The sequence below is a fragment of the Methylomonas sp. 2BW1-5-20 genome, assembly GCF_052474515.1.
Genome location: NZ_CP184127.1, coordinates 3,622,698 through 3,646,322, shown reverse-complemented (window position 1 = coordinate 3,646,322; position 23,625 = coordinate 3,622,698). Strand labels below are relative to the sequence as shown.

The 23,625-nt window shown below is 53.9% G+C and carries 25 protein-coding genes; 16 read left to right on the top strand and 9 right to left on the bottom strand.

Annotated elements, in window-relative coordinates; all coding sequences use genetic code 11:
- Nucleotides 1-18: 18 nt before the first annotated feature.
- From mltB to ACH50O_RS16915, 3 genes are read right to left on the bottom strand one after another with little or no spacing between them, the layout of a single operon-like run.
- Nucleotides 19-1,209 carry a lytic murein transglycosylase B gene (gene mltB, locus ACH50O_RS16925; protein WP_446808923.1) on the bottom strand — a complete coding sequence of 397 codons (1,191 nt, stop codon included), beginning with the start codon at nt 1,207-1,209 and terminating at the stop codon, nt 19-21.
- A gap of 12 nt (nt 1,210-1,221) precedes the next feature.
- Nucleotides 1,222-2,352: a PilT/PilU family type 4a pilus ATPase gene (locus ACH50O_RS16920; protein ID WP_446808922.1), complete on the bottom strand. Its 1,131-nt coding sequence runs from the start codon at nt 2,350-2,352 to the stop codon at nt 1,222-1,224.
- Between the two features lie 15 nt (nt 2,353-2,367).
- Entirely contained in the window at nt 2,368-3,405 is a 1,038-nt protein-coding gene (locus ACH50O_RS16915; RefSeq protein WP_446808921.1) for a type IV pilus twitching motility protein PilT, read from the bottom strand.
- Between the two features lie 286 nt (nt 3,406-3,691).
- Between ACH50O_RS16915 and ACH50O_RS16910 the strand changes: the two genes are divergently transcribed.
- Nucleotides 3,692-5,101 (top strand): esterase-like activity of phytase family protein, encoded by a 1,410-nt coding sequence (locus tag ACH50O_RS16910; RefSeq protein WP_446808920.1) that lies wholly within the window; start codon nt 3,692-3,694, stop codon nt 5,099-5,101.
- Between the two features lie 120 nt (nt 5,102-5,221).
- Here ACH50O_RS16910 and ACH50O_RS16905 read toward each other — a convergent pair whose 3' ends face one another.
- Nucleotides 5,222-5,563, bottom strand: a complete 342-nt coding sequence (locus ACH50O_RS16905; RefSeq protein ID WP_446808919.1) for a TraR/DksA family transcriptional regulator — start codon at nt 5,561-5,563, stop codon at nt 5,222-5,224.
- Between the two features lie 146 nt (nt 5,564-5,709).
- Here ACH50O_RS16905 and ACH50O_RS16900 point away from each other — a divergent pair, with 146 nt between their 5' ends.
- The 3 genes from ACH50O_RS16900 to ACH50O_RS16890 are packed head-to-tail and all read left to right on the top strand — an operon-like array spanning nt 5,710 to nt 9,517.
- Entirely contained in the window at nt 5,710-6,615 is a 906-nt protein-coding gene (locus ACH50O_RS16900) for an AAA family ATPase (RefSeq protein WP_446808918.1), read from the top strand.
- A complete protein-coding gene (locus ACH50O_RS16895; protein ID WP_446808917.1) occupies nt 6,612-7,562 on the top strand; it encodes a DUF58 domain-containing protein in 951 nt (316 codons plus the stop codon). The genes ACH50O_RS16900 and ACH50O_RS16895 overlap by 4 nt, the downstream gene beginning before the upstream one ends.
- Nucleotides 7,563-7,600: 38 nt before the next feature.
- Nucleotides 7,601-9,517 (top strand): transglutaminase TgpA family protein, encoded by a 1,917-nt coding sequence (locus ACH50O_RS16890; RefSeq protein WP_446808916.1) that lies wholly within the window; start codon nt 7,601-7,603, stop codon nt 9,515-9,517.
- A 167-nt stretch (nt 9,518-9,684) separates the two neighbouring features.
- Here ACH50O_RS16890 and ACH50O_RS16885 read toward each other — a convergent pair whose 3' ends face one another.
- Complete coding sequence (locus ACH50O_RS16885) at nt 9,685-9,948, bottom strand: hypothetical protein (RefSeq protein WP_446808915.1); 264 nt, start codon at nt 9,946-9,948, stop codon at nt 9,685-9,687.
- 101 nt (nt 9,949-10,049) lie between these two features.
- Between ACH50O_RS16885 and ACH50O_RS16880 the strand changes: the two genes are divergently transcribed.
- The 7 genes from ACH50O_RS16880 (at nt 10,050) to ACH50O_RS16850 (ending at nt 15,961) form a co-directional block, all read left to right on the top strand.
- Nucleotides 10,050-10,970, top strand: a complete 921-nt coding sequence (locus ACH50O_RS16880; RefSeq protein WP_446808914.1) for an SPFH domain-containing protein — start codon at nt 10,050-10,052, stop codon at nt 10,968-10,970.
- 2 nt (nt 10,971-10,972) lie between these two features.
- On the top strand, nt 10,973-11,419 hold the full coding sequence (locus ACH50O_RS16875; protein ID WP_446808913.1) for an NfeD family protein: 447 nt from the start codon (nt 10,973-10,975) through the stop codon (nt 11,417-11,419).
- 50 nt (nt 11,420-11,469) lie between these two features.
- Nucleotides 11,470-11,982 carry a hypothetical protein gene (locus tag ACH50O_RS16870; protein ID WP_446808912.1) on the top strand — a complete coding sequence of 171 codons (513 nt, stop codon included), beginning with the start codon at nt 11,470-11,472 and terminating at the stop codon, nt 11,980-11,982.
- A gap of 725 nt (nt 11,983-12,707) precedes the next feature.
- Nucleotides 12,708-13,469 carry a PEP-CTERM sorting domain-containing protein gene (locus ACH50O_RS16865; protein ID WP_446808911.1) on the top strand — a complete coding sequence of 254 codons (762 nt, stop codon included), beginning with the start codon at nt 12,708-12,710 and terminating at the stop codon, nt 13,467-13,469.
- Between the two features lie 163 nt (nt 13,470-13,632).
- A complete protein-coding gene (locus tag ACH50O_RS16860; RefSeq protein WP_446808910.1) occupies nt 13,633-14,769 on the top strand; it encodes an efflux RND transporter periplasmic adaptor subunit in 1,137 nt (378 codons plus the stop codon).
- Nucleotides 14,766-15,428, top strand: coding sequence for an ABC transporter ATP-binding protein (locus ACH50O_RS16855; protein ID WP_446808909.1), 663 nt, complete (start codon nt 14,766-14,768; stop codon nt 15,426-15,428). Before ACH50O_RS16860 ends, ACH50O_RS16855 begins: the two co-directional genes overlap by 4 nt.
- A gap of 125 nt (nt 15,429-15,553) precedes the next feature.
- On the top strand, nt 15,554-15,961 hold the full coding sequence (locus ACH50O_RS16850) for a hypothetical protein (protein ID WP_446808908.1): 408 nt from the start codon (nt 15,554-15,556) through the stop codon (nt 15,959-15,961).
- A gap of 11 nt (nt 15,962-15,972) precedes the next feature.
- Here ACH50O_RS16850 and ACH50O_RS16845 read toward each other — a convergent pair whose 3' ends face one another.
- The gene (locus ACH50O_RS16845; RefSeq protein ID WP_446808907.1) at nt 15,973-16,722 is read right to left on the bottom strand and encodes a hypothetical protein; all 750 of its coding nucleotides are present in this window, start codon (nt 16,720-16,722) and stop codon (nt 15,973-15,975) included.
- A gap of 172 nt (nt 16,723-16,894) precedes the next feature.
- Nucleotides 16,895-17,809: a DMT family transporter gene (locus ACH50O_RS16840; RefSeq protein ID WP_446808906.1), complete on the bottom strand. Its 915-nt coding sequence runs from the start codon at nt 17,807-17,809 to the stop codon at nt 16,895-16,897.
- A 302-nt stretch (nt 17,810-18,111) separates the two neighbouring features.
- Between ACH50O_RS16840 and ACH50O_RS16835 the strand changes: the two genes are divergently transcribed.
- The 5 genes from ACH50O_RS16835 (at nt 18,112) to ACH50O_RS16815 (ending at nt 22,286) form a co-directional block, all read left to right on the top strand.
- Nucleotides 18,112-19,317, top strand: coding sequence for an ABC transporter permease (locus tag ACH50O_RS16835; RefSeq protein ID WP_446808905.1), 1,206 nt, complete (start codon nt 18,112-18,114; stop codon nt 19,315-19,317).
- A 2-nt stretch (nt 19,318-19,319) separates the two neighbouring features.
- Nucleotides 19,320-20,519 carry an ABC transporter permease gene (locus ACH50O_RS16830; protein WP_446808904.1) on the top strand — a complete coding sequence of 400 codons (1,200 nt, stop codon included), beginning with the start codon at nt 19,320-19,322 and terminating at the stop codon, nt 20,517-20,519.
- Between the two features lie 239 nt (nt 20,520-20,758).
- Entirely contained in the window at nt 20,759-21,625 is an 867-nt protein-coding gene (locus ACH50O_RS16825; protein WP_446808903.1) for a hypothetical protein, read from the top strand.
- A 124-nt stretch (nt 21,626-21,749) separates the two neighbouring features.
- Complete coding sequence (locus ACH50O_RS16820) at nt 21,750-22,025, top strand: late competence development ComFB family protein (protein ID WP_446808902.1); 276 nt, start codon at nt 21,750-21,752, stop codon at nt 22,023-22,025.
- A 60-nt stretch (nt 22,026-22,085) separates the two neighbouring features.
- Nucleotides 22,086-22,286, top strand: a complete 201-nt coding sequence (locus ACH50O_RS16815; RefSeq protein WP_446808901.1) for a hypothetical protein — start codon at nt 22,086-22,088, stop codon at nt 22,284-22,286.
- A gap of 88 nt (nt 22,287-22,374) precedes the next feature.
- On the opposite strand, the gene ACH50O_RS16810 is transcribed toward ACH50O_RS16815, so the two are convergent.
- The gene (locus ACH50O_RS16810) at nt 22,375-23,070 is read right to left on the bottom strand and encodes an OmpA family protein (RefSeq protein WP_446808900.1); all 696 of its coding nucleotides are present in this window, start codon (nt 23,068-23,070) and stop codon (nt 22,375-22,377) included.
- A gap of 35 nt (nt 23,071-23,105) precedes the next feature.
- Nucleotides 23,106-23,543, bottom strand: a complete 438-nt coding sequence (locus tag ACH50O_RS16805; RefSeq protein ID WP_446808899.1) for an exosortase system-associated protein, TIGR04073 family — start codon at nt 23,541-23,543, stop codon at nt 23,106-23,108.
- Nucleotides 23,544-23,625: the final 82 nt, after the last annotated feature.

The following is a 23,625-nucleotide window of genomic DNA, read 5'->3' as shown; positions in this document are numbered from 1 at the left end:
CAGCGACACAAACACAAACTACCCAGCAATATCACGTCCCCCCGCCACCCTCTGATACCCCCTCTTAATCGCCAACGCCAACTCATGCACCGCCATCGCATAATGCGTGCTCTGGTTATACCGGGTAATCGCGTAAAAATTGGGGTGCCCCAGTAAATACTCGTCTTTACTTTGATGCCTAAGCAACAACAGCCGCAACGGATAATCGCAATTGCAAGTACCGTCCGGCTCTATGCCGGCTTTAACCAAGGTATCCAAAGGATAAGCATGGTCCGCGCCCGGCTCCAAACTGTCAATGCCCGCAAAGCTTCCGCGCGTCCGCGAGACGATGGGTTGGCCGGCTTGCCAACCGTGTTGCGCAAAATAATTCGCCACACTGCCGATCACGTCTTCCGGGTTCCACAGGTCGCGGCGGCCGTCGCCGTTAAAGTCTACCGCCCACTGCAGAAAGCTGCCGGGCATGAATTGGCCCAGGCCCATCGCACCGGCGAAGGAACCGACCGGTTTGCCGGGGTCCAGACCTTCAGTACGGCTCATCACTAGAAAGTTTTCCAGTTCGCTGCGGAAGTATTCGCCGCGCCGCTGATAGTCAAAGCCCAAGGTCGTCAGCGCGTCGATGACTCTATGATTGCCGACGAAGCTGCCGAAGGTGGTTTCCACCGCCATGATGCCGAGGATGTATTCGGCCGGTACGCCGTATTGCTGGCTGGCGCGTTGCAGCGTTGCGTGATGCTGTTGCCAGAAGCTGATGCCGGCGTTGATATGGCGGTCGTCCAGAAATTGTGCGCGATAGCGGGTCCAGCCGCCTTTGCTGGGTTTGCCTTTGATGCCTTGGTCGGATTTGGCCAGATAATCCAGCGTCCATTGTTTACGTTTGGCTTGCGAGAATAGGCCTTGCAGATACTCGCGGTTGAAACCGTGTTTCTGCACCATCTGTTCGATGAATTGGCTTAAAGCGGGGTAACCGGCGTAATCGCCGCTGACTGCCGTGGCATGGTAGCTGCCGACGCTGGCGAACGGCCGCAGGTCGGGCGTGGCTTGGCGCGACTGGTTGGGTGCGGTTTGTTGAGTAGGCGTGCGGACGTGATTATTGGTCTTATCGCCGGCCGGCGGCTGCGAGGCGCAGCCTGCCAGCGATAAAATTAACAGTGCCGAACCGGCGTTTTGTAGTGAAACTTTACAGGTACTAAAAGTATACAAGCGAGCCATATCCAGGGTTGTTTAATAAAGACTGCCTCCCTCTTCGTCGTTCTCGGCCAGGGTCATGCCGGCGGTTTCGAAATTGACGTTCTCGGCTCCCAGTTTGATCATCAGGCGTACCTCGTTACGGGAGTCGGCAGCGTGTAAGGCGTCATCGTAACCAATTTTACCGGCTGTATACAGATCGTAAAGCGCTTGGTCGAAAGTCTGCATGCCGTGCTCGCGCGAGCTTTTCATTAATTCTTTTAATTTATGCACTTCGCCCTTGCGGATCATGTCGGATGCCAAGGGGGTATTCAGCAAAATTTCGATGGCCGGGTAGCGGCCCTTGCCGTCGGCGCGTTGAATCAGCTGCTGGGCGACGATACCGCGCAAGTTCAGCGATAAGTCCATAAACAGTTGGCTGTGCATTTCTTCCGGGAAAAAATGCAGGATGCGGTCTATGGCTTGGTTGGCGTTATTGGCGTGCAAGGTGCAGACGCAGAGATGGCCGGTTTCGGCGAAGGTAATGGCGTGCTGCATGGTTTCGCGGGTTCTGACCTCGCCGATAAGAATCACATCCGGCGCTTGGCGCAGGGTGTTTTTTAACGCCACCTCGAAGGATTCGGTATCCAGTCCTACTTCGCGCTGGGTGATGATGCAACCCATGTGCGGATGGATGAATTCGATCGGGTCTTCGATGGAAATAATATGGCCGCTGCTGTTTTCGTTACGGTGCCGAATCAGCGCCGCCAACGAGGTGGATTTACCGGTGCCGGTGGCGCCGACGAACATTACCAAGCCGCGTTTGTACATGATCAGTTCTTTTAGCGCCGATGGCAGATGTAAGTCCTCCGCGCTGGGAATAGTCGTTTCGATGCGGCGCAATACCATGCCGGCCGAGTCGCGCTGGGTGAAAGCGCTGACCCGGAACCGTCCCAGGGCGTGGGCGCTTAACGCAAACTGGCATTCGCGGGTATTTTCAAATTCGTCGCGCTGGCGTTGCGACATGATGCTGAGCACCAGCATCATGGTTTGTTCGCTGTTTAATATGGTTTTGGATATTTCAACGACTTTGCCGTTGATTTTCATCGACGGCGGCCGGCCGGCGGTGATGAATAAGTCGGACGCTTTTTTTTCCACCATTAGGGCCAATAGGGCTTTAAAGTCCATGACGCCTCCTAAAATTTAACGGAACATGTCTTTGTTGACGGCTTTAACCATCGCGCCTTTCGCGGTAATCAGGCCTTTATCGACCAACTCCTTCAGATTTTGGTCCAGGGTCTGCATGCCGTCCTTGCGGCCGGTTTGGATCGCCGAATACATTTGCGCCACCTTGGCTTCGCGGATCAGGTTACGGATGGCCGGGGTGCCGACCATGATTTCGTGCGCGGCTATCCGGCCGCCGCCGACTTTTTTCAACAGGGTCTGCGAGATAACTGCCTGCAAGGATTCGGACAGCATGGCCCGGATCATGTCTTTTTCCGCTGCCGGGAACACGTCGATGATCCGGTCTATGGTTTTTGCCGCCGAGGTGGTATGCAGGGTGCCGAATACCAAGTGGCCGGTTTCCGCTGCGGTCAAGGCCAGGCGGATGGTTTCCAAATCCCGCATCTCGCCGACCAGGATGATGTCCGGGTCTTCCCGCAGCGCCGAGCGCAAGGCTTCGTTAAAACCCAGCGTATCCCGATGTACCTCGCGCTGGTTGATCAAGCATTTCTGGCTTTCGTGCACGAACTCGATAGGGTCCTCAACCGTCAGGATGTGCGCGTAATCGTTGGAATTAATGTGATTTACCATCGCCGCCAGCGTGGTGGATTTACCGGAACCGGTCGGGCCGGTCACTAGAATCAGGCCGCGCGGTTTGGTGCATAACTCCGCGAAAAACTTCGGCGCATCCAGTTCTTCCAACGTCAGCACCTTGGACGGAATAGTCCTGAATACCGCGCCGGCGCCTCTATCCTGATTGAAGGCATTGACCCGAAAACGGGCCACGCCGGGCAGCGCGAAGGAAAAGTCGGTTTCCAGAAACTCCTCGTAATCGCGGCGCTGTTTGTCGTTCATGATGTCGTATATCAGCGCGTGAACTTCCTTGTGATTTAAGGACGGAATATTGATGCGGCGGATATCGCCGTCCACCCGAATCATCGGCGGTAAGCCGGCGGAAAGATGCAAGTCGGAGGCTTTGTTTTTGACGGAAAATGTCAATAGTTCGGCGATATCCATGATTTATGTCCCGGCAATAAAAGGAATGATCGTCGGCAAGGATAGTACACAATTGGTAAACCGAGCGGTTTATTCGCCGATCCCGCAACGGCTCCGGAGCCGGCTATAACGACAGTGGCTTCTTGGTTATCCGCAAGACTGGTGGCGGTTGTAAGAATTGCGTAACAAATCACATTTATCATCGAATCGCAGCCGATGAATTGTCGGTGCGTCGGTGGGAAATCGCCTGATCTACAGCGATTTACTCAAAAAAACTCTATCGTCCACAAATTTTTTTAGCGCAATCATGAAAAAAACACTGCTTTCTTCGTTCATTTTAACTTGTTTGGCGGGGGCTGCTTCGGTGCAGGCCGCACCCACATTGTTAGCGGTCGGTACCTTAAGTAATCCAACCGATTTATCAGGCTTGAGCGGCACGCTGGAATCCGGCGACCCGGCGAATATCCTGGGCGGCATCGGTTCGGGGTTAGCTTATGCCGGCAACAACACCTTCCTGGCGTTGCCGGATCGCGGTCCGAATGCTACGGCTTGGGCCGGTGGCGCCAGTGTCGACAATACCACGTCCTATATTTCCCGCTTCCAAACCGTTGCCATGAATTTGGTGGCGACGCCTGGGACTTCGGCGTTTACGTTGACGCCAACCCTGACGCAAACTACCTTGTTGTATAGTCCGACGGCACTGAATTACGGTGCGGTGACGCCGTCGATTAACAGCAGCAATAAATACTATTTTGAGGGCCGTTCGGACAATTTCGCTGCCGGCTTGTCCACCAACCCCAACAATGCCCGCCTGGACCCAGAGGGCATTCGGGTTTCCAATGACGGCAGCAAAGTCTATATTTCCGACGAATACGGTCCTTATGTTTACGAGTTCGACCGCGCCACGGGGCAACGTACTCGCACCTTCAACTTGCCGGCGTCTTTTGCCGTCGGCAATCTGTCGTCGCAAGGTGCTGCCGAAATCAGCGGCAATACCAGCGGCCGTGTAGCCAATAAAGGCATGGAAGGTTTGGCGATTACGCCGGACGGTAAAACGTTGGTCGGGTTTGAACAAAGTCCATTGATACAGGACGGCGGTGACGGCGGCCGAACCAATCGTATCGTCACCATAGACATTGCGACGGGTAATACGACGCATCAATATGTTTACGACAACAAGGACGGTTCCAAAACCTACAATAGCAGCGAACTCCTGGCGATCAACGATCACGAGTTTCTGGTTCTGGAGCGCGACGGTAAAGGCTTGGGCGACGGCTCGTCCGCCGCGGAGAAAAAACTGTTCAAGATCGATCTGGGGAACGCCACCGATATCGGTCCGTTAGGCATCAGCGGCGAATCCAATCTATTGAGTTATGCGGTTGGTAAGTCTTTGTTCCTGGATATCAAGGCTGAGCTGGTCAACAAGGGCATTGCTGTCACCTCCATTCCAGCCAAACTGGAAAGCGCCAGTTTTGGCGACGACGTCATCAACGGCTTGGGCCAAAAACTGCATACCTTATGGATAGCTAACGATAACGATTTTGTGGCCGGTGTCGCCGGACCGAACAAATTCTTCGTCTTCGGCTTTACGGATGCCGATTTGGCCGGCAGCTCGCTGCAATTGCAACATGTCGCCGCAGTCCCCGTGCCCGGCGCGGTCTGGTTGTTTGGTAGCGCATTGCTCGGCATGATGGGTCTGCGCCGCAACAAGGCCTAAAACGCTTGGTCGGCGGCTTTGAATGCCGCCATGGCGATGAAAAGCCCGGTCCGGTACCGGGCTTTTTTGCGTTTTAAGAGGCCGGGCGAAATAGGCGGGGCGCTTGCTTCGCGGAAAAACTCAAGGCCGTTGCTTGTGTTCCGCGCAACGAACGCATAGATTCGCATAAGGCAGTACCGCCAAGCGTTCCTTTTTTATCGGTTCGCCGCAGCTCAGGCAAATCCCGTAAGTGCCGGCATCGATGCGGGACAGGGCTTGCTTGATTTTTTCGACTTCGTTCCGGGCGGCATTGCCCAGCGCATCCAAAACTTCGTCGTTTTCGGTTTCGGTAGCCTGTTCGGAAAAATCCTGATCCAACGGCTTGTCAATGTGCCTGACGTCGGCGGTAATTTTTCCCAGTCTATCGTCCAGTTCTTCCAGCATGTTCAGCAACTGGTCGCGAACTTCCTCATATTCTTTCATGGCACTCTCCGCAGCGGGGCTGCATGGTCTGTTAACCGGTCATAACGGGCCGGGCGGTTAATCTCTGGTTTATACAATGAAGCCGATGGCAGGTGCAACCAAGCTGATCTATACTCGAAGCATCGACATTTCTTGCCTTTTGCACAATGGACCTTGCTCTCGATCGTTTACTCGCGGCCGCCAATCAAATCATTCTCGGTAAACAACTACAAATTCGGCTGGCGGTCTGCTGTTTGCTGGCCAAGGGGCACTTGCTGATCGAAGATATACCCGGTGTCGGCAAAACTACCTTGTCGCACACTTTGGCGCGCTTGTTCGGTCTGGAGTATCAACGGATTCAATTTACCAGCGATATTTTACCGGCCGACATCGTCGGCTCCTCGGTATTTGATGTGCATCAGCAGCTTTTCAGTTTTCATCCCGGGCCGATATTCAAACAAATGATTCTGGCCGACGAAATCAACCGCGCCACGCCCAAGGCGCAAAGCGCGTTGTTGGAAGCGATGGAAGAGCGGCAGGTGACCGTGGAAGGCCGCACCTATCCCTTGCCGCAACCGTTTTTTGTCATCGCCACCCAAAATCCGGCCCATCAAATCGGCACCTTCCCGTTGCCGGAATCGCAAGTCGACCGGTTTTTGATGCGCATCGAATTGGGCTACCCCAGCCGTCAGGCCGAACGGGAGTTGCTGAGCGGTCAACCTCGGCATGTATTGATCGACGAATTGCCGGTGGCGTTACTGCCCGCGCAATTGGCCGGCTTGCAACAGGCCGCGGCCGAGGTGCATGTGGCACCGGCCTTGCTGGATTATCTGCAAGCCATTCTGGCTTTTAGCCGCCAATCCACCGATTTTACCAGCGGCCTATCGCCGCGCGCCGGCCTGGGCTTGTTGGCCGCCGCCAAGGCTTGGGCTTTTATCGACAAGCGCAATGCGGTGTTGCCGGAAGATCTGCAAGCTGTATTGCCGGCGGTGGCAGGGCATCGTTTGAATGTGGGTGCCAACGATTCGGCGGCCATCGTTGCCCCCATCCTGAAGCATGTGCCGGTGCTTTGAGCGAAGCGGCATTATCCTTAAAACAGCGCTTTAAACTGTCGCGCTTTTTTCGCGGCGAGGCGCCGGTCGCCGGGCCGATTGTGTTGACGCAGCGGCGGGTGTTTATTTTGCCGACGCAACGCGGTTTGGCTTTTGTACTACTGATTTTATTGCTGGTGCTGATTGGTTTTGTCTACAACAACAATCTGGCCTATTTACTGGGATTTTTATTGGCCAGCATTTTTTTCGTGACCATCCTGCACAGCTTCAAATCCTTGGCAGGCTTGACGATTCAACCCGCCCGGCAGCAAGCGGTGTTTGCCGGTCAGGCCGGGCCGTTTAGTTTCCAAATTAGCAATCCGGGTTCGCAGCCGCGTTTTGCTGTCGATCTGGCTTTGCAGTCCGAGCTGTCTATCAGCTTAGCCGCCGAGCAAAGCCAAACCGTTACGCTATATCAGCCCACCCGGCAGCGCGGCTGGCAACCGCCGGGTACGCTGACCATTTCCAGCACCTATCCCTTGGGATTGTTTCGGGCCTGGGCGCCCTTACGTTTCGATTGCCCCCTGTTGGTGTATCCCAAACCGGCCAGTCGGCAACTGCCGTTTCCGGAAAGCAGCGGCGGTCAGGATAAGCCCGGTCAAAACCGTCGCAGCGGCGACGAGTTTGATGGGGTAAGAGTCTATCAGCGCGGCGATGCGATTCGGCAAATCCATTGGAAAGCCTTCGCCAAAGGCCAGGGCGTGCACAGTAAATATTACAGCGGCGCCAGTGCCAGCGAATTGTGGCTGGATTATCAACAGACGCCTGGTCATCATTTGGAAGAACGCCTCAGCCAGCTGTGCCGTTGGCTGGTGGACGCCGAACAGGCCGGCTTGCGCTACGGATTGATGCTGCCTGGTTTGCGTCTGCCGCCGGACAACGGCGCCGCGCATTACCGTAACTGTCTGCAAGCCCTGGCGCTGTTTTGAGCATGGCGTTTCTGCCTTCCACGAGATTGATGTTGTTTATGCTGAGTTCGATCGGGCTGATCACGCTGCCGCATGCCTGGCATATCCCGCCGCTATTGTTCGGTTTTTTTACGCTGATGCTGTTGTGGCGCCTACTCGGCGTGTGGCGGCCAAATTATTTACCGAGTCGGCTTACAGTATTTTTATTGATGTTGGCGGGCATCGGTTCGCTTTACAGTCAGCAGCATTCGGTATTTGGTCGCGATGCCGGCACCGGTTTGTTCGTGGTGGCGCTGGGTTTGAAGTTGCTGGAAATTCACGGTAAGCGCGATGTGTATGTGATCGTTTATCTGGCTTTCATCGTTGCCGTCACGCAGTTTTTGTACGAAGAAAGTATCTTGATGGCGCTTTACATCCTGCTGGTGTGCGGGGTGTTGCTGGCTACTTTGATCACGCAAAACAGCCAGACGCCGCAAACCCTGGCGGCCTTAAAAACCTCGGCGGCAATTATTCTGCAAAGCTTGCCGCTGGCCCTGGTGTTGTTTGTGTTGTTTCCGCGCCTCGAGGCGCCGCACTGGAGTTGGCTGGACGATGATACCCATGCCAAAAGCGGACTGAGCAATACCTTGGAGCCAGGCTCGATTGCCGAACTGAGTCTGTCGCCGGAACTGGTGTTTCGGGTCAAATTCGACGGCGAATTGCCGCCGCCCGCCCAGCGCTATTGGCGCGGACCGGTTTATGCCAATACAGACGGTGTGCGCTGGCGGGCGCCGCCGGTGTTAGGCCGAGAGAATAATCCGGATCAAGCTGTTTTTACTGGCGCGACTTACGATTACACGCTAATGATGGAGCCGCAAAAACAGAGTTGGGTGTTTGCGCTGGAGATGCCCACGCAGTTTGCCGGGGGTTTGCGCCGCAATGGCTTATATCAGCTAATCACTAACAAAAATCCCGGTGACCGCGCAGAGTATCGGCTTAGCTCTTCCCCTGGCTATAACACCGGCGGTATCAGCAAAACCGAGCGCCTGGAGAATCTGCAATTACCCGGAAAACCGTCGGACAGAGTGGTCGAGTTGGTTAAGCAGTTACAAGGCAAGCAGGCCCGGCCGGAGGTATTCATCGGTAATTTGTTACAACATTTTCGCCAGGAAAATTTTCATTACACCTTAAGCCCGGAGCCCATGCCGGACCAACCTATTGAGACTTTTTTATTCGAACGCCGCGCCGGTTTTTGCAGCCATTACGCTACGGCCTTTGTGTATTTACTACGGGTGGCGGAGATTCCGGCGCGGGTAGTGGGCGGTTATCAAGGCGGGCAGATCAATGAGGTTGGCGGCTTTCTGGAGATCAGGCAAGCCGACGCCCATGCTTGGGCGGAAGCCTGGCTGGAAGGGCGCGGTTGGGTCAGATTCGATCCGACTGCCGCCATCGCCCCGGAACGCATCGAGCGCGGCGTGAATGTGGATTTACAAATCGCCAGTGGCGCGGTGAATTTCAGTCCGGTGCAACTCGATGCCGAGACTTTATCGTGGCTGCAACGTGGCCGGCAGCTTTGGCAAAGCGTCGACTACAACTGGCAACGCTGGGTCATCAATTACGACACCGTCAATCAGAAGGCGTTTTTACAGAGTTTGGGGATAGATAGTTTCGTCAAGCTTGGCTACTGGCTGTTGAGTAGCGTGGCTGGCATTGGCGGTTTAGTGGCCTGGCGCTTGCTGCGGCCTAACATGCGCCGCCAAGACCCTGCCCTGAGGTTATACCGGCAGTTTTGCGCCAAGTTGGGTAAAGCGGGGATTGAAGTCGATGTCGGCGATGGCCCCAAGACCCTGGCCGAACGTGCCGTGAACCGACGCCCGGATTTGGCGGAGTCTATAGAACGGATTACCGAGGTTTTTATTCGTTTGCGCTACCAAGCCGACAACAAAACCAGCGATTTGCAGGTTTTAAAAACGCTGGTCGCGAGCTTTCGGGTTTAACTATAACTTTCTCTCTCCAAATTTCGGCACATCTGCTCCCTCTCCCTCCGGGAGAGGGTTGGGGTGAGGGAATCAAAAAAGCGGAATTTGAAGTGCAATGACTATAGATCGAGTAGCTGCGAATTCATGCGCACTGAACATAGGTCGAATAAATTGGACCCTACGGACTAATGTAAATCCGGCACTTCTTCACCCGCTTTTTGCGCGGGTTGTTTGGCTGCGGCGGCGGCTTGTTCCTGTTGTTTTTGTTTATTGCCTTCGCCGAACATCACCGCACCGGCCATGAATATGGCGCCGGCGATGGCCATGATAGGCAGACGGCCGGGTTTATCCATCCACAGCAGTATCCACTTGGGTTTGATCATGCCGACGACCAATATAATCACCGCCAAAATCATTACGTTAAAACTGTAGTAGATCAAAGTATTCATGAATCGGAACCCTGTTTCCAGCAAGTTAAAGAGACATACATTATTATTAGCCGCGTGACCGTTGGCAATACACAATTCATTTTCACAACTTAGGAGGCGCTATGGGCGGCTTTGGTTTATTCGCAATAATGTTGTTGGTATTTGCGGTTTTGATGGTGTTCATGAGCGTTAAGTCCGTGCCGCAGGGCATGGAGTACACCGTCGAACGCTTCGGTAAATATACCGCGACTTTGACGCCCGGCTTGAATATCATCATGCCTATCATCGACCGCATCGGTCGCAAGCTTAACATGATGGAACAGGTGCTCGACGTGCCGTCGCAGGAAGTCATTACCAAGGACAACGCGATGGTGCGGGTTGATGGCGTGGTGTTTTACCAAATCATGGACGCCGCCAAGGCCGCTTACGAGATTACTTTCTTGGATATGGCCATCATCAATCTGGTGATGACCAATATCCGCACCGTGATGGGATCGATGGACCTGGACGAATTATTGTCGCGCCGCGACGAAATCAACGCCCGCCTGTTGAATGTGGTCGATGAGGCTACTTCGCCTTGGGGCATTAAAGTCACCCGCATCGAAATCAAAGACATCGCACCGCCCAAGGACTTGGTGGATTCCATGGCCCGGCAAATGAAGGCCGAGCGGGAAAAACGCGCGCAAATTTTGGAAGCGGAAGGCTTGCGGCAAGCGGAGATTTTGCGCGCCGAAGGTATGAAGCAGGGTGCGATTCTGGACGCCGAAGGCCGCAAGGAAGCCGCGTTCCGCGACGCCGAGGCTCGCGAACGGCTGGCGGAAGCCGAAGCCCGCGCCACGATGATGGTGTCCGAAGCCATTGCCAAGGGCGATGTGCAGGCCATCAATTACTTCGTGGCGCAAAAATACATCGAATCTTTGAAAGAAGTCGCCTCAGCCAACAACAGCAAGCTGATCTTCATGCCGCTGGAAGCATCCAGCGTCATCGGCGCGCTGGGCGGCATCGGCGAACTGGCTAAAGAAGCGCTGAATAAAAAGGCTTAATTATGTTGGAGCAAGACATCGTGTTTTGGTACTGGTGGGTGTTGGCGGTCGGCTTTTTGGCCCTGGAAATCGTTGTTACCGGTTTCTTTTTCCTGTGGCTGGCGGTGTCGGCGTTCATCGTCGGCGCGGTAGTGCTGTTAGTGCCGGCTACACCGTTCAACGTGCAACTACTGATGTTTTCCTTGCTGGCGGTGTTGTCGGTGCTGGCCTGGCGCAAATACGCTCGCACCCGCGCTGTCGAAGCCACCGATCATCCCTTGTTGAACCAGCGCGGGGCGCAGTACATCGGGCGGACTTTTTTTCTAATTGCACCTATCGAGAATGGTCAGGGCAAGATTAAGGCCGATGATACGGTTTGGAAGGTGCACGGGGAGGATTGCCCGATGGGGGCTAAGGTGAAAGTGGTGGCGGTTAAGGGGACGGTGTTTGAGGTGGAGGTTTGTGAGTGAATGACTGCAAAACAATTCCAAAAATAATTTCACTAACTTAAAGAACAGCAATGCAACTAAGATTTCCAATTTCTGAAGTACAGCAATGGGCGAACAAATACAGTTACCCAAGATTAGAGACGGAGTTAATGGGCATTGCACCAGCTATACAAGAAGCGGGATTTTTGACAAAAAACCAATTACAAGATGTCTGCACTTGGAAATCCCCAAGGAGTGCTGGGCACGTTGCCAACAACGATGAAGAGTTTGTAAAGGAAGTAACGGGATTTGCACTAAAAACGCCAAATATGAGAGCGGCTATTGAAACCCTTACTATTATCGACGGTGTTCGCTGGCCGACAGCCTCAGTAATTTTGCACTTATTTCATCGAGAAAATTACCCTATATTGGATTTCCGCGCACTTTGGTCAGTTAAAGAAGAGGTACCTAAGCAATATGATTTTGATTTTTGGCGTAAATTCTTTGAATATTCTAGGCAGTTGGCAAATGAGGCAAATGTAACCATGAGAGTTCTTGATCGCGCTTTGTGGCAGTATTCAAAATCAAATCAGCCAAGCAATTAATGATTCCAAAAGGTTGCTATTTTTGTAGCTAAGGAACCTCTGATTAATTCGCTATAGCGTATTTAGGGCTCAATTAAATCAATGACTTGTGCTGCTGTTTTTCTTGAAAAACTGAATTAATCAGAGGTTCCCTAAGCGAATTTGAAGTCTTGCAAAAATAATGTGTCGCTGACGCGAACGCTGAATTTAATGTCGGTTCTCGGACCGACAGCCGAGATACTTTTGCTACGAAAACCGTCCATGGTTTTCGCCCTGCGGGCCAGCCTGTCGGCTGTTCAAATTCGCTCCAGGCGAATTTGTGCGTCGCCAAAAGAAAGTATCCAAAGAAAAGGCGGCCCGGATGCCGCTTACTCCCTGCGTTCCTCGCTTTCGTCGGGGGCTGACGAAAGGGGCTTCCTGCCCCTTCGTCAACGCGCCGCATCCATGCGTCGCCCCTGCGGGCTAATCCCGCCGAAAGCTCCGATACTCGGCGCGGCATACGGGGGAAACCCCGTTCCACGGGACAGCTCTTCGAATTGATTTTGATGCTCAAACCCGCGTAGCGCCGATTAGCGATAGCGCAATTGAGGATATGTTTTTGGGGCATGGTGCCAATATTTTTTCTAAATCGAATTGGAAACGTTCGGCGGGCAGTTTTAATAAGGTGCAACCGATTGGATTAGTTAGCTAAAATGGTACCAGTGAGAATTATGTTAGAAGTTAATTTTATTTTTTGAGGAGGTGTCATGAAACATTGGGTGTTATTTGCTTTGGCGTCTGCGCTTATTGGTAATGCAGAGGCTTCGTCGTCAGTGGTTGGCAGCTGGTTCGGTCAGAATCTTGGGCAATCGCAAAGTACGATCGTGGCCACTTTTCTGCCGAATGGCGAGTTCTTTTTATTCAACCAAGGAAATAGTTTGCTTGATCCGGGCGGTCAGAGTGGATTGGAATATGGAACGTATAATTGGGATAGCGCGACCGGCTCATTTGGCGCCACGGACTCGATAAGTACGGTAGGCGGATGGATTTCGGCGCCGGATATTTCCAGTTTGTCGGTCGTCGGAAATATCTTATCGGTCAACAACGGCGCGGCTACTCTGAACAGTATTCCGAATGTTGATAATTCAATTTTTGGAAACTGGTATCTGGAAAATACCGGAAATATTCAAGGTTCGGCAGTTGTCTCGTTTCTTCCTAGCGGTGTTTTTTTTCTTGCCGAAGTGGGCGTTACTGACGCATTCGGACACAGCGGAATAGAAACAGGAACTTTCACATGGGATAGTTCGACCGGTGCTTTCGTTCCTACAGTGACATTGGATACCAATGGCGGTTGGGGCTTTTCCGATTCCGGTCAGATCACAGTCGCGGTAACCGGCAATCAAGCTCAATATACTAATTCCGACGGCGTGTTTAATGTCGCGCGCATTGCGCCGGTGCCGTTGCCCTCCGCCGCCTGGTTATTTATGTCCGGGTTGCTGGCGTTTTTCTGGCGTAGAGAGAAAGCGTAGCTTGGTCGTGTGGGTGCGTTTGTGCTCACACGGATTCTGCTTCATGGCGCCATGTGCTGCTATGGCGCTTCAAGATTCGTAAGCCGAGTTTCAGCGCACCGCTTGGCAATAGGCTGTTGTCGATGTAGGCTACCGATCTACTTCTTATTCGTTCAGCCGCTCCATGAACAGCAAAACTCTGATCGTTGCCGCCTTGCTGATAGTCATCGCTGCACTATTTTTCTACAGCCGCCGTCCGCAGCCGGTCGAGGTGGAAGCTTATACCTTGGCGGAAGGCGAGGTGCGGGCGACGGTGGCGAATACTCGGGTGGGGACCATTAAAGCGTGCCGGCGGGCGTATCTGGCACCGGCGACGGGCGGACAGGTGGCTGAGTTGCGGGTTAAGGAAGGCGATAAGGTCAAGCAAGGGCAGGTGTTGCTGGAAGTGTGGAACCAGGATTTGAAAGCCCAGGTGGTTTTGCAAAAAGCCCAAATCAATGCCAGCCGGGCCAGCGCCGAACAGGCTTGTCAGTTGGCGGGCGGTGCCGAGCGGGAAGCGGCACGGATGACCGAATTGCAAAAACACAAAAACGTGGTTTCGGTAGAGCAGGTGGATAAATCGGTAACGGGTGGTAAGTCGCAGCGCGCCGCGTGCAAAGCCGCGCTGCAAGCCATTGATGTGGCCGAGGCGCAATTGGACTTGGCGGAAGCGGCGGTGCAACGCACTTTGGTAAAAGCGCCGTTCGACGGCACGGTGGCTGAAGTCAATGCCGAATTGGGCGAGTTCGTCACGCCGTCGCCGCCGGGGATTCCGACCTTGCCGCCTATCGATTTGCTGGATGTCAGTTGTTTGACTGTCTCGGCACCTATTGACGAAGTGGATGCGGCAAGTATCAAGGCCGGCATGAGCGCGTGCGTGTCGCTGGATGCGTTTCCGGATAAGCGCTGTTCAGGTATCGTTACCCGCGTGGCGCCCTATGTGTTGGAAAAGGAAAAACAGGCGCGCACGGTGGAAGTGGAAGTGACTTTGCGCGACCCCAAGGATCTGGCGGAATTGTTGCCGGGTTACAGCGCCGACATCGAAGTGTTGCTTAGCCAAAAAGACCGCACGCTGCGCCTGCCGGCCGAGGCGATTCTGGAGAATCATCGCGTTTTGTTGATAGACGCAGACAATGTGCTACATGAGCAAAGCTTCCAGCCCGGCCTGTCCAACTGGAGTTTCACCGAAGTGCTGTCCGGGCTGAAGGCAGGAGACAGTGTGGTGACTTCGATCGGCAAGGAAGGCGTGGCGGCCGGCGTGATGGTCAGCGTCAAGCCATGATTCAACTGAGTGGTATTCGCCGGGAGTTTCAGGTGGGCGAGCAAACCGTGCAAGCCTTGAACGGCATAGACCTGTCCATCGGCCGTGGCGAGTATGTATCGGTGATGGGGCCGTCCGGGTCCGGCAAATCCACGCTGTTAAATATTGTCGCGTTGCTCGACCAGCCGTCGTCCGGCCAATATTTGTTAAACGGCACCGATGTCACCCGGCAAAGCGATGACGAACTGGCGCGGATTCGCCGCGACAATATCGGCTTTGTATTTCAGTTTTTTCATTTGATCCCCCGGCTCACCGCCGCTGAAAATATCGAAATGCCGATGATCCTGGCCGGCGTCGACAGTAAACAGCGCAAGCAGCGGGTGTTACAGGCGCTGGCCTCGGTGAATTTGCTTGATCGCGCCGAACACAAGCCCAATCAATTGTCCGGTGGCCAGTTGCAGCGGATAGCGATTGCCAGGGCGATGATCATGCAGCCCGGCATCCTGTTGGCCGACGAGCCTACCGGCAATCTGGACAGCAAGTCCGGGCAGGACATCATCGAATTGTTGGAAAATCTGAATCGGCAAGGCGTGACCTTGATCATCATCACCCACGATCAGAGCCTCGGCGGAAGGGCCACGCGGCAACTGCGTATCGTCGATGGGCGGCTGGCTAGCTGAAAAGGCAGATTTTTAACACTTTTGCGGGCGGAAAAGACTCAGAAAGCGTAACTTTGTCGTTAGTGTGTTTTATTGCTGTGCGATACTCTCGCCAAAGTAAGAGCGCCGGTAGGTCAGGAGGAAGCATGCAACGATACCGATTAAGTTTTTGTAACGCCATAAAGCTTGGCGACGATATAGCAGAGCTTATCGTTGACGAGGGCGTGGAATTCAATTTGGCCAGGGTTGACGAATATCATGCCTGGATTGCCGGGCATTTGCAGAGTCCTTATCTGTTGTTGGTGAACAAATTAAATGCCTATAACTACGATTTTGCCTCGCAAATAAGAATAGGCACTTTGCCAGGCATCAAAGCCGTGGGGTTTGTGGTGTATAGCAAAATCAGCAAGCTCGGTACCCAAGTCATGCTGTCCATGCCCAGAGACGCCAACTGGGTTTACCGGATCTTCGACAATCGCGACGAAGCGTTAAATTGGTTGGAAAGGCAGCGGGAAATCGTTATGCCGGCGCCGAAGACAACAGGCGTTTATTAGGTACATCCGGATTAATCGTTTGGTTCGGTTCTGTTTGACGGCCAATGCAGCGGTATCCACATCTGATACAGACTGAGTAAGACTTGAAAATTCAACGACAAACCCATTAACGCGCCGCTAATCACCAACAAATAAGCAAACGACGGGGTTTCCCGGGTTAAATACCAGGCAAAAATATCGGTCAGCATGCCGAGAAACGGCAGCCCGATAGTCAGTCGTTTTAACCATACCGGTATTTCGCACAGGACGAACAGTTTGCCTACCATGTACAAAATAAAGGCGATGCCGAACAGATGAATATGCGAGACGCGAATCAGGGAGGGAATAGACGCGCCGCGATCGGCTTCGGTTAATTTCACCACTTGCTCGTAGCTGGTTAGCGGCGGGACCCGCATGCCACTGGCCGGGGAATGGCAAATTTGACAATCGCGCTGCAGAATCGGCGCCACTTGGGCTTCGTAAATCGCGGGTTGTGCGCCGGATTCTATCCAGTCCAGAATAACGGTTTTGTCTGCCGCCGACTTGAGGTTGCCGGCCATGGGACCGTTAATGGCCGCCGCCAGCCGGGTTTGCTCGGGGCTACCGTGATAGGCGATGGCGATATCGGCGACCGAGATGCCGGGATTGCCGTCGCGGCCTTGATGGGAAAAATAAATTTGCCCCAGCGAAAACAAATAGCCGATGGCGATGCTGAGCAGAAAAAAACTGTTGAGTATGCGTTCCGAAATAGAAATGTCGCTGAAACGTTGGCAGCTGCGCATAAGACACCTCACCGCTTTCCCAAGATAAGCAAAACGCAGCAATATATATGCCTCGGCGTCAGCCCGTTAAGTACGCGGTTTAGGCGTGAAGCCGGGTGAAAATAGTCAGCCGCGATGGTGCAAGTTGCACCGCTGTAGCGCAAAGCCAACAAATTTATCCGGTTTGCACTGCTTAGCGCAAAAACGGCAACAACACCCCAAACAGCAGAATTAAGGCGGCGCCTAACAAGGCTGTTTGCCCGGGGATCTGATCGAACAAGGTAATACTCCACGCCAGACTCAACACAGGTGCTAAATAGCCGATGGAACTGACCAGGGCCGCCGGTGCCGACTGATACGCGCGGGTCATGTAATGCTGGGCGCCGCTGCCGAACAGGCCGACTAATAGTAACAAGCCCCAGCTTTCCGGGTTGCCCGGCATGCGATAGCCAAACCGGGAAAAATACAAAGCGTGGACGAACAGGCCGACCAGACAAAAATAAAAAATCACCGTTTGCGGCGTATTGCTGCGTCCGGCGCGCGCAACCATCAAATAGGCCAGAGCGGACAGCAAACCGGCCGATAAGGCCATAACTTGCCCCAGCAGGTTATGGCTGTTGTGGGTATCGAATAGTAAGGATACGCCGCCGAAAGACCCCAAAATGGCGAGCCAGACCAGTAGCGAGTTTTTCTGGCCCAGCACCAGCGGTCCCAACAGCATCACGAACACGCCGCTGCTGGCGGTGAGAAATGCACTTTCGCCGGGGCCGATGCGGGGGATGGCCGCAAACGACAGCATCAAGGCTGTACTACCGAACAAGCCGCGCAGCCACAGTGAAACGCGGCAATCGCCGAATAAGCCGATCAGCTTGCCGCCGAGCAAGGCGGGAACGGTCAGAATCAGCAAATTGGTCAGGATGCGGATACCGCTTACCATGCTGGACGGCAGCGCCGCGTCGAATAGGGAAATGGCGTAAGCGCTGGCATTCATCAGCGAAAACAGCAAGCAGGCAAACAGCATATATACCAAGCCGAAACGGTTGCTTGTGGGGGCGAGGGTTGGTTTGGCTGCCGGATCGGGTTGCGGCTGATCTGCGTTTGCGGGCACGGGTGTTTGGATGGGTTACGGTCGATTTATTGGGCCTTCATTAACGGTCGGGCCGAATTAATCGTGCCCGGCGCCGGCGGACTATCTTCTGCGGTGCCGCGCTTATAGTAAACCGTTATGCTCAGGATTTGTTTTTGGCGATTTATTAAACAGAACCGGAGCCGGAAAAATGTCCCGCGCCCCAGGCCGGCGGCTATTCAAGCATACCCCGGCTCGACATTTTTTTCCCGGCAGGCATTTCGGCGCTGGGTATTACAGCCGGTTCCGGCTAAACTGCCAGATAACCTTGATACCCAATCGCCATGCTCAGTCAAGATCTGCTCCTACAGGCCGGCAAAGCCATCCAGACCCAGCCCTTACGCGCCGCGCTGATTATTTTGGCGATGAGCATAGGCGTGGCCGCGGTCAATGTATTGACCGCATTAGGCGACAGCGCCCGCAATTATGTGGTGCACGAATTCGAATCGCTGGGCACGCATCTGGTCATCGTCCTGCCCGGCCGCACCGAAACCACCGGCGGCCATCCGCCGCTGTTCGGCGAAACCCCGCGCGATTTAACGCTGGACGATGCCGTCGCCTTATTTCGCAGTCCGCAGGTGGCTGCGATTGCCCCGGTCAGCATCGGCTCCGCGCCGGTGTCGGTCGGCGGCCTGGAGCGGGAAACCAATATCATGGGCTCCACGCACGCTTTGCTGCGCGTTAGGCATTTGGCGATGGCTCAAGGCCAATTTCTGCCGGAGGCCGATGCCGATAAGGAAATCTCGGTTTGCGTGATCGGTAAAAAAATCAGTGAAGATTTATTCGCGCATCAACAAGCGGTGGGTCAGTGGTTGCGCATCAATGACCGGCGGTTTCGGGTGATTGGCGTACTGGCAAAGGAAGGGCAATCGATAGGCACCGGGTTTGACGAATTGATTATCGTGCCGGTCGCCTCCGCGCAAGCCTTGTTCGACAGCCATTCGTTGTTTCGGATTTTAATTGAGGCGCACTCGGAAGCCGCGATGTATAAAGCTGTCGACGAAATCCGCAATATCATCAAGCTGCGGCATGAGGGTGAGGATGATGTGACGGTGATTACCCAGGACAGCGTCGTCAACACTTTCGATAAAATCCTCACTGCGCTGACCTTTACCGTGGCCGGCATTGCAGCGGTTAGTCTGGCGGTGGCCGGGGTGCTGGTGATGAACGTGATGTTGGTGAGCGTTAGTCAGCGTACTGCCGAGATTGGTTTGCTGAAAGCCTTGGGTGCGACACAAGGCCAGTTGCAACGCTGGTTTCTGTGCGAAGCGGCCTTGCTGTCCCTGGCCGGGGCGCTGGTTGGCAGCGTGATCGGCCAGTTCGGGATTTTAGTGTTGCAGTGGCTGTACCCCGGTTTTCCGGTCGCACTGCCGGTTTGGGCCAGACTGTCGGCCTTGGCCGTGGCTTTGGTAACCGGTTTGCTTTTCGGCGTGCTGCCGGCGCGCAAGGCGGCCCGGCTGGACCCTGTCGCGGCACTGGCGCGGCGCTGACGATGAACTGGCTGGACCTTTCCAAGCTGGCGCTGCGAAGTATTACCAGCCATAAACAGCGCTCCTTGCTGACCGCCCTGGGTTTGATCATCGGCATCGCCGCCGTGGTGATTCTGACCTCGATAGGCCGGGGTATTCATCGTTTCGTATTGGCGGAGTTTACTCAATTCGGCACGCATTTAATCGCGGTCTATCCCGGTAAAACCACTACCTTTGGCTTATCCGGCGCGACTATCAGCACGGTACGGCCCTTGTCCACTGCCGATGCCGCTAATCTGGAAAATCTGGACCATGTGCAGGCGGTGATGCCGATGGTGCAAGGTAACGCCCGCATCGAAGCCGGCAATAAACAGCGCCGCGCCAATGTGTTTGGGGTCGGCTCCGCTTTGCCGCTAGTTTGGCAGTTGAACGTCGCTAGCGGCCGATTTTTGCCCAACGAAGGGCCAGATAACCCCCGTGCCTTTGCGGTGTTGGGTAGTAAGATGCGCGCCGAGTTGTTCGGCAATCTCAGTCCCTTGGGCCAGCGCATCCGCATCGGTAGCGACCGCTTTCGAGTGATTGGCGTGATGCGGGCCAAAGGCCAGATGCTGGGTTTCGACCTGGACGATACCGTATTCATCGCCAGCGGCAAGGCGATGGAGATGTTCGATCGGCAGAGTCTGATGGAAATCGATCTGCTGTACAGCAACGAGACCAGCGCGGAAACCGTCGAGCAAGCCATCAAGCGCCGCTTGATAGCTCGGCACGGTAGCGAGGATTTTACCATCGTCACGCAGAACCAGATGTTGGAGAAAATGGACTCGGTATTGAGCGTGTTGACGCTGGCGGTGGCGGCACTGGGTAGTATTTCGTTGCTGGTCGGCTCGGTCGGTATCTTGACTATTATGACCATCGCTGTGTCGGAACGGGTGTCGGAGATCGGTTTACTGCGAGCCATCGGTGCCGAGCGCGGTGTGGTATTCAGGCTGTTTCTCGGCGAAGCCTTGCTGCTGAGCCTGGCCGGTGGGGCGGGCGGGGTGTTGCTGGGGGTGTTGCTGGTGCAATTGGCCGCCGCTTTTATCCCCGCGTTGCCGGTACAACTGGCCTGGAGCTATATCGCCGCCGCGTTCGCGATTTCCTTGTTTATCGGCGTTGCCGCCGGCGTGATCCCGGCCGTCAAGGCTGCCAGGCTGAATCCTTTGGAGGCCCTGAGGGCCGAATGAATTAGACGATTTATTCGTTATAAGCATGATTTCACCGCGCATTTCCAACTGTTCGCCACGTACGGTAGCGAGGGTAATCGTTTTTGTTTAATAATAGCCTCGAGACTCAGTGGCTCGGTTTGCTTTCAAGCTTGCCGTATCTTGCATATCGTCACAAGCTCACGGTAGACGGGACGCTCTCAATTGGAGAATCAACATATGTTTGATTTTAATATTTATAAATTTCAGGGATTTTGACTATGAAAAATTTTAAAAAATCTGTAGTGCTCGCCGGTGGTTTATTGTTGGCGATTAATGCGGAGGCCGCCTTTAGTTCAACCACACACGCAACGGCTTTGATCGATTGGAATTCGCTACAAATTCGCACGATAGGGGTGGATGGCGTCAATCCAAGCTACACGATATTCGGACAAAGCTCCAGTTCCAACACAAATACCAGCGATTGGCTGAATTGGTCCGCCGCAACCTCAACATCGGGCCGGAAATTTGGCGTCAGCATCAGCGGCGATGAGGTTGGTAACGGCTCCGCTTCGGCCAGCCGCAGCGCCAGTTTGTCGATTTCCGGCAATGGTTTTCTGATGATGTCCGCCAAATATTCCCTGGATGCGGCAATCGATGGTTTCAACAGCAGTTGTACGTGGTGGACATGTGATTCAAATGCCGCCAATGTGTCCGTTAGTTTCGATTTAACCAATTATACCAACGGCAACAATCAGCAATCGCATGTCCAGAAGCGTATCGATTTGGGGAATTCCTGGGTTTCGCCGCTAACAGCGGACAAAAAAACGGGCACCTTGTTGGTCGGCGTCGCGGTTAACGACGGCGATTTGTTAAATTTCTCCAGCAGTGTTTCCGCATATGCCAAGGAAGTTTTGAGCAACTCAGTCGATAATTCCGGTGGTGGCCTTGTGCTTAGCAGTGGTGGTGGAAACATTTCCATTGGCGGCTCGGTTGTTACCTTGGCTAATTTTGCCCATAACATTACAGTACTTCCCGTCAGCGCCGCCGTCACCGCAGTACCGCTCCCCGGAGCAGTCTGGATGTTCGGCTCGGCATTAGTGGGATTAGTGAGCTTTGGTCGGCAACGCCGGGCATTGCTTGCTTAGCCTTTAGTAAATGGTTGAGGCTATTGCCAAGCGGCAATAGCCTTACCGACGAGATTTAGCCGAATAGATAGGGTATTCTCGGCTATGCTTACCTGGCGATTTTAACCAACGCCAGGAGACCTTTATGCTGAATATTAGTAACTATTACGAGCGATTGGTTATAGACCAACTCTGGAAACTAGGCGAGCAGGCCGAAGAACCCTTCAGTCAGGCATTTCAGGAAGATGTGGCTTGTCTGGCGTTAAACCAATTGCCGCCCTGCTACGTGCGTAACGCGATCGATAAGGGTATACATGTTAGCGACAAGCAATATCAGGAGATGGTAGCGGCGGTGGATGCGGCGCTATCGCAGGCTATCCAACAAGTTTTGCGCCGGCCCAGAGAGCATAGGAATGACTGAGGTTTTGCAATACCTGTCTTGGAATTCGGAAACTTCCTCCAATCGTTTTTCGACTAAGTTATGAAAAATTCTTTGATACTGCTGCCGTTGCTTTGTGGTTTGATGGCCTGCGATTCTTCGCGGCCGCAGAATACCTCGGCCGACGATCAGCATAAGCAACTTTACAATGCTGTTAAGCAGCCTTTGGATCAGGCCAAGGACGCGGAGAAGCAGATTTTCGAAGGGGCGGACCGGCAAAAGAAGCAAGCCGAAGAGATGTAATGTTAGGCGAGGCTTGAATAAGCCAGTGTTCTTCAATCCTCGCCTAAAAACCTGCCCCCCATTGTCGGTGGCGGGACAGTCTATCGATTTACTTCAATTTTGGGCAATCCAGATAATCCGGATGCGCCGTGAGCACGACGGCAACCCGATTATTTTGATCGGCGGTGTTATCGGGGCCGGCGGCTTCGCCGGTTGCTTTCACAACCAGTTGAGAAGCTTTGGCGCCATGGTCGATCAGCAACTGGCTAACGGTTTTGGCCCTTCTTTCGGATAAGGCCTGATTAGCCGCCGGTTTGCCCACTGTGTCGGTGGAAGCGGTCACAGTGGCCGAGGCATCGGGATGTTCGTGCAAGAAATGACCGATGTGGCCTATGCTGTCTTCCTTGGTTTTAAACGGTATGTGGCTGCCGGTTTTGAAGTAGGCCACGGTTTCATGAATGGTTTCTGCGTGATGGTGATTATGTGAATGCACCTCTGTCAGCCATTGGCAATACTCTTTTTCTGAGGCCAAAACATGTGCCGCGGCTGATTTTGCGGCCTCTTGCGCTTTTAGACTCTCGTCAATGTTCCAGTAGTAATCGTTTTGCCAGTGTTTCAGCACATGGTTGGCCGATTTTAAGTCTTGTTCAGCCTTTGACGCGTGGAGCAAGGCTTGACCGTAATGGCCTTTGGATGCGGCATCAATTTCAGCGCTGAGTCCAGCCACATCTTTTTTCGGAGTGGAACAGGCGGTCAGCGATAGAGCCAGAACGGCAAGCGGGATGTATACGTATTTTTTTTTCATGATCTTATCCTCTAAATCGAGCGGTATCGTCCGCGTTACTTGCCATGATCCAGCGTGTCGGAATAGCCGTGATCCAACGGGCCGAAATGCGTCCAGTAGCCGGGGAAATGCAGGCCGAAGTAACGGGTATCTTCGCTAAAACGGTCCCAGACGTATGGCGGAGAGATAAATTCATCGGTGGGTATCGGCGAGGCAATCAGTTCCGCTACACCTATCAGGGTGCGGCTGACTGTGTGAGTCACGCCTCGGAGCAGACCCCAGGTCGAGCCAAGCAGGATGTTTTCGTCGTGAGTGATGTTGACGACGTTTTTAGGGATTTCGATAAAACTAAAGGTGGTGTTAGCGAAGCCTTGGCTAACTCTGGAAGTGAACCCTCCCAGATAACTCGGGTGGTTTTCGTCCGCATTTGCCGTTTGGCTTGCCAATAATGCACCAGACAACAAGCAGGTGGTAAGGAATTTGTTTTTATTCATGTTAGATACTCCCATTGTGTTGCAAATATAATTCCGCCTCGCCCGGTAAGCATAGCAGCGAAATGCCGATAACACTGGAAAT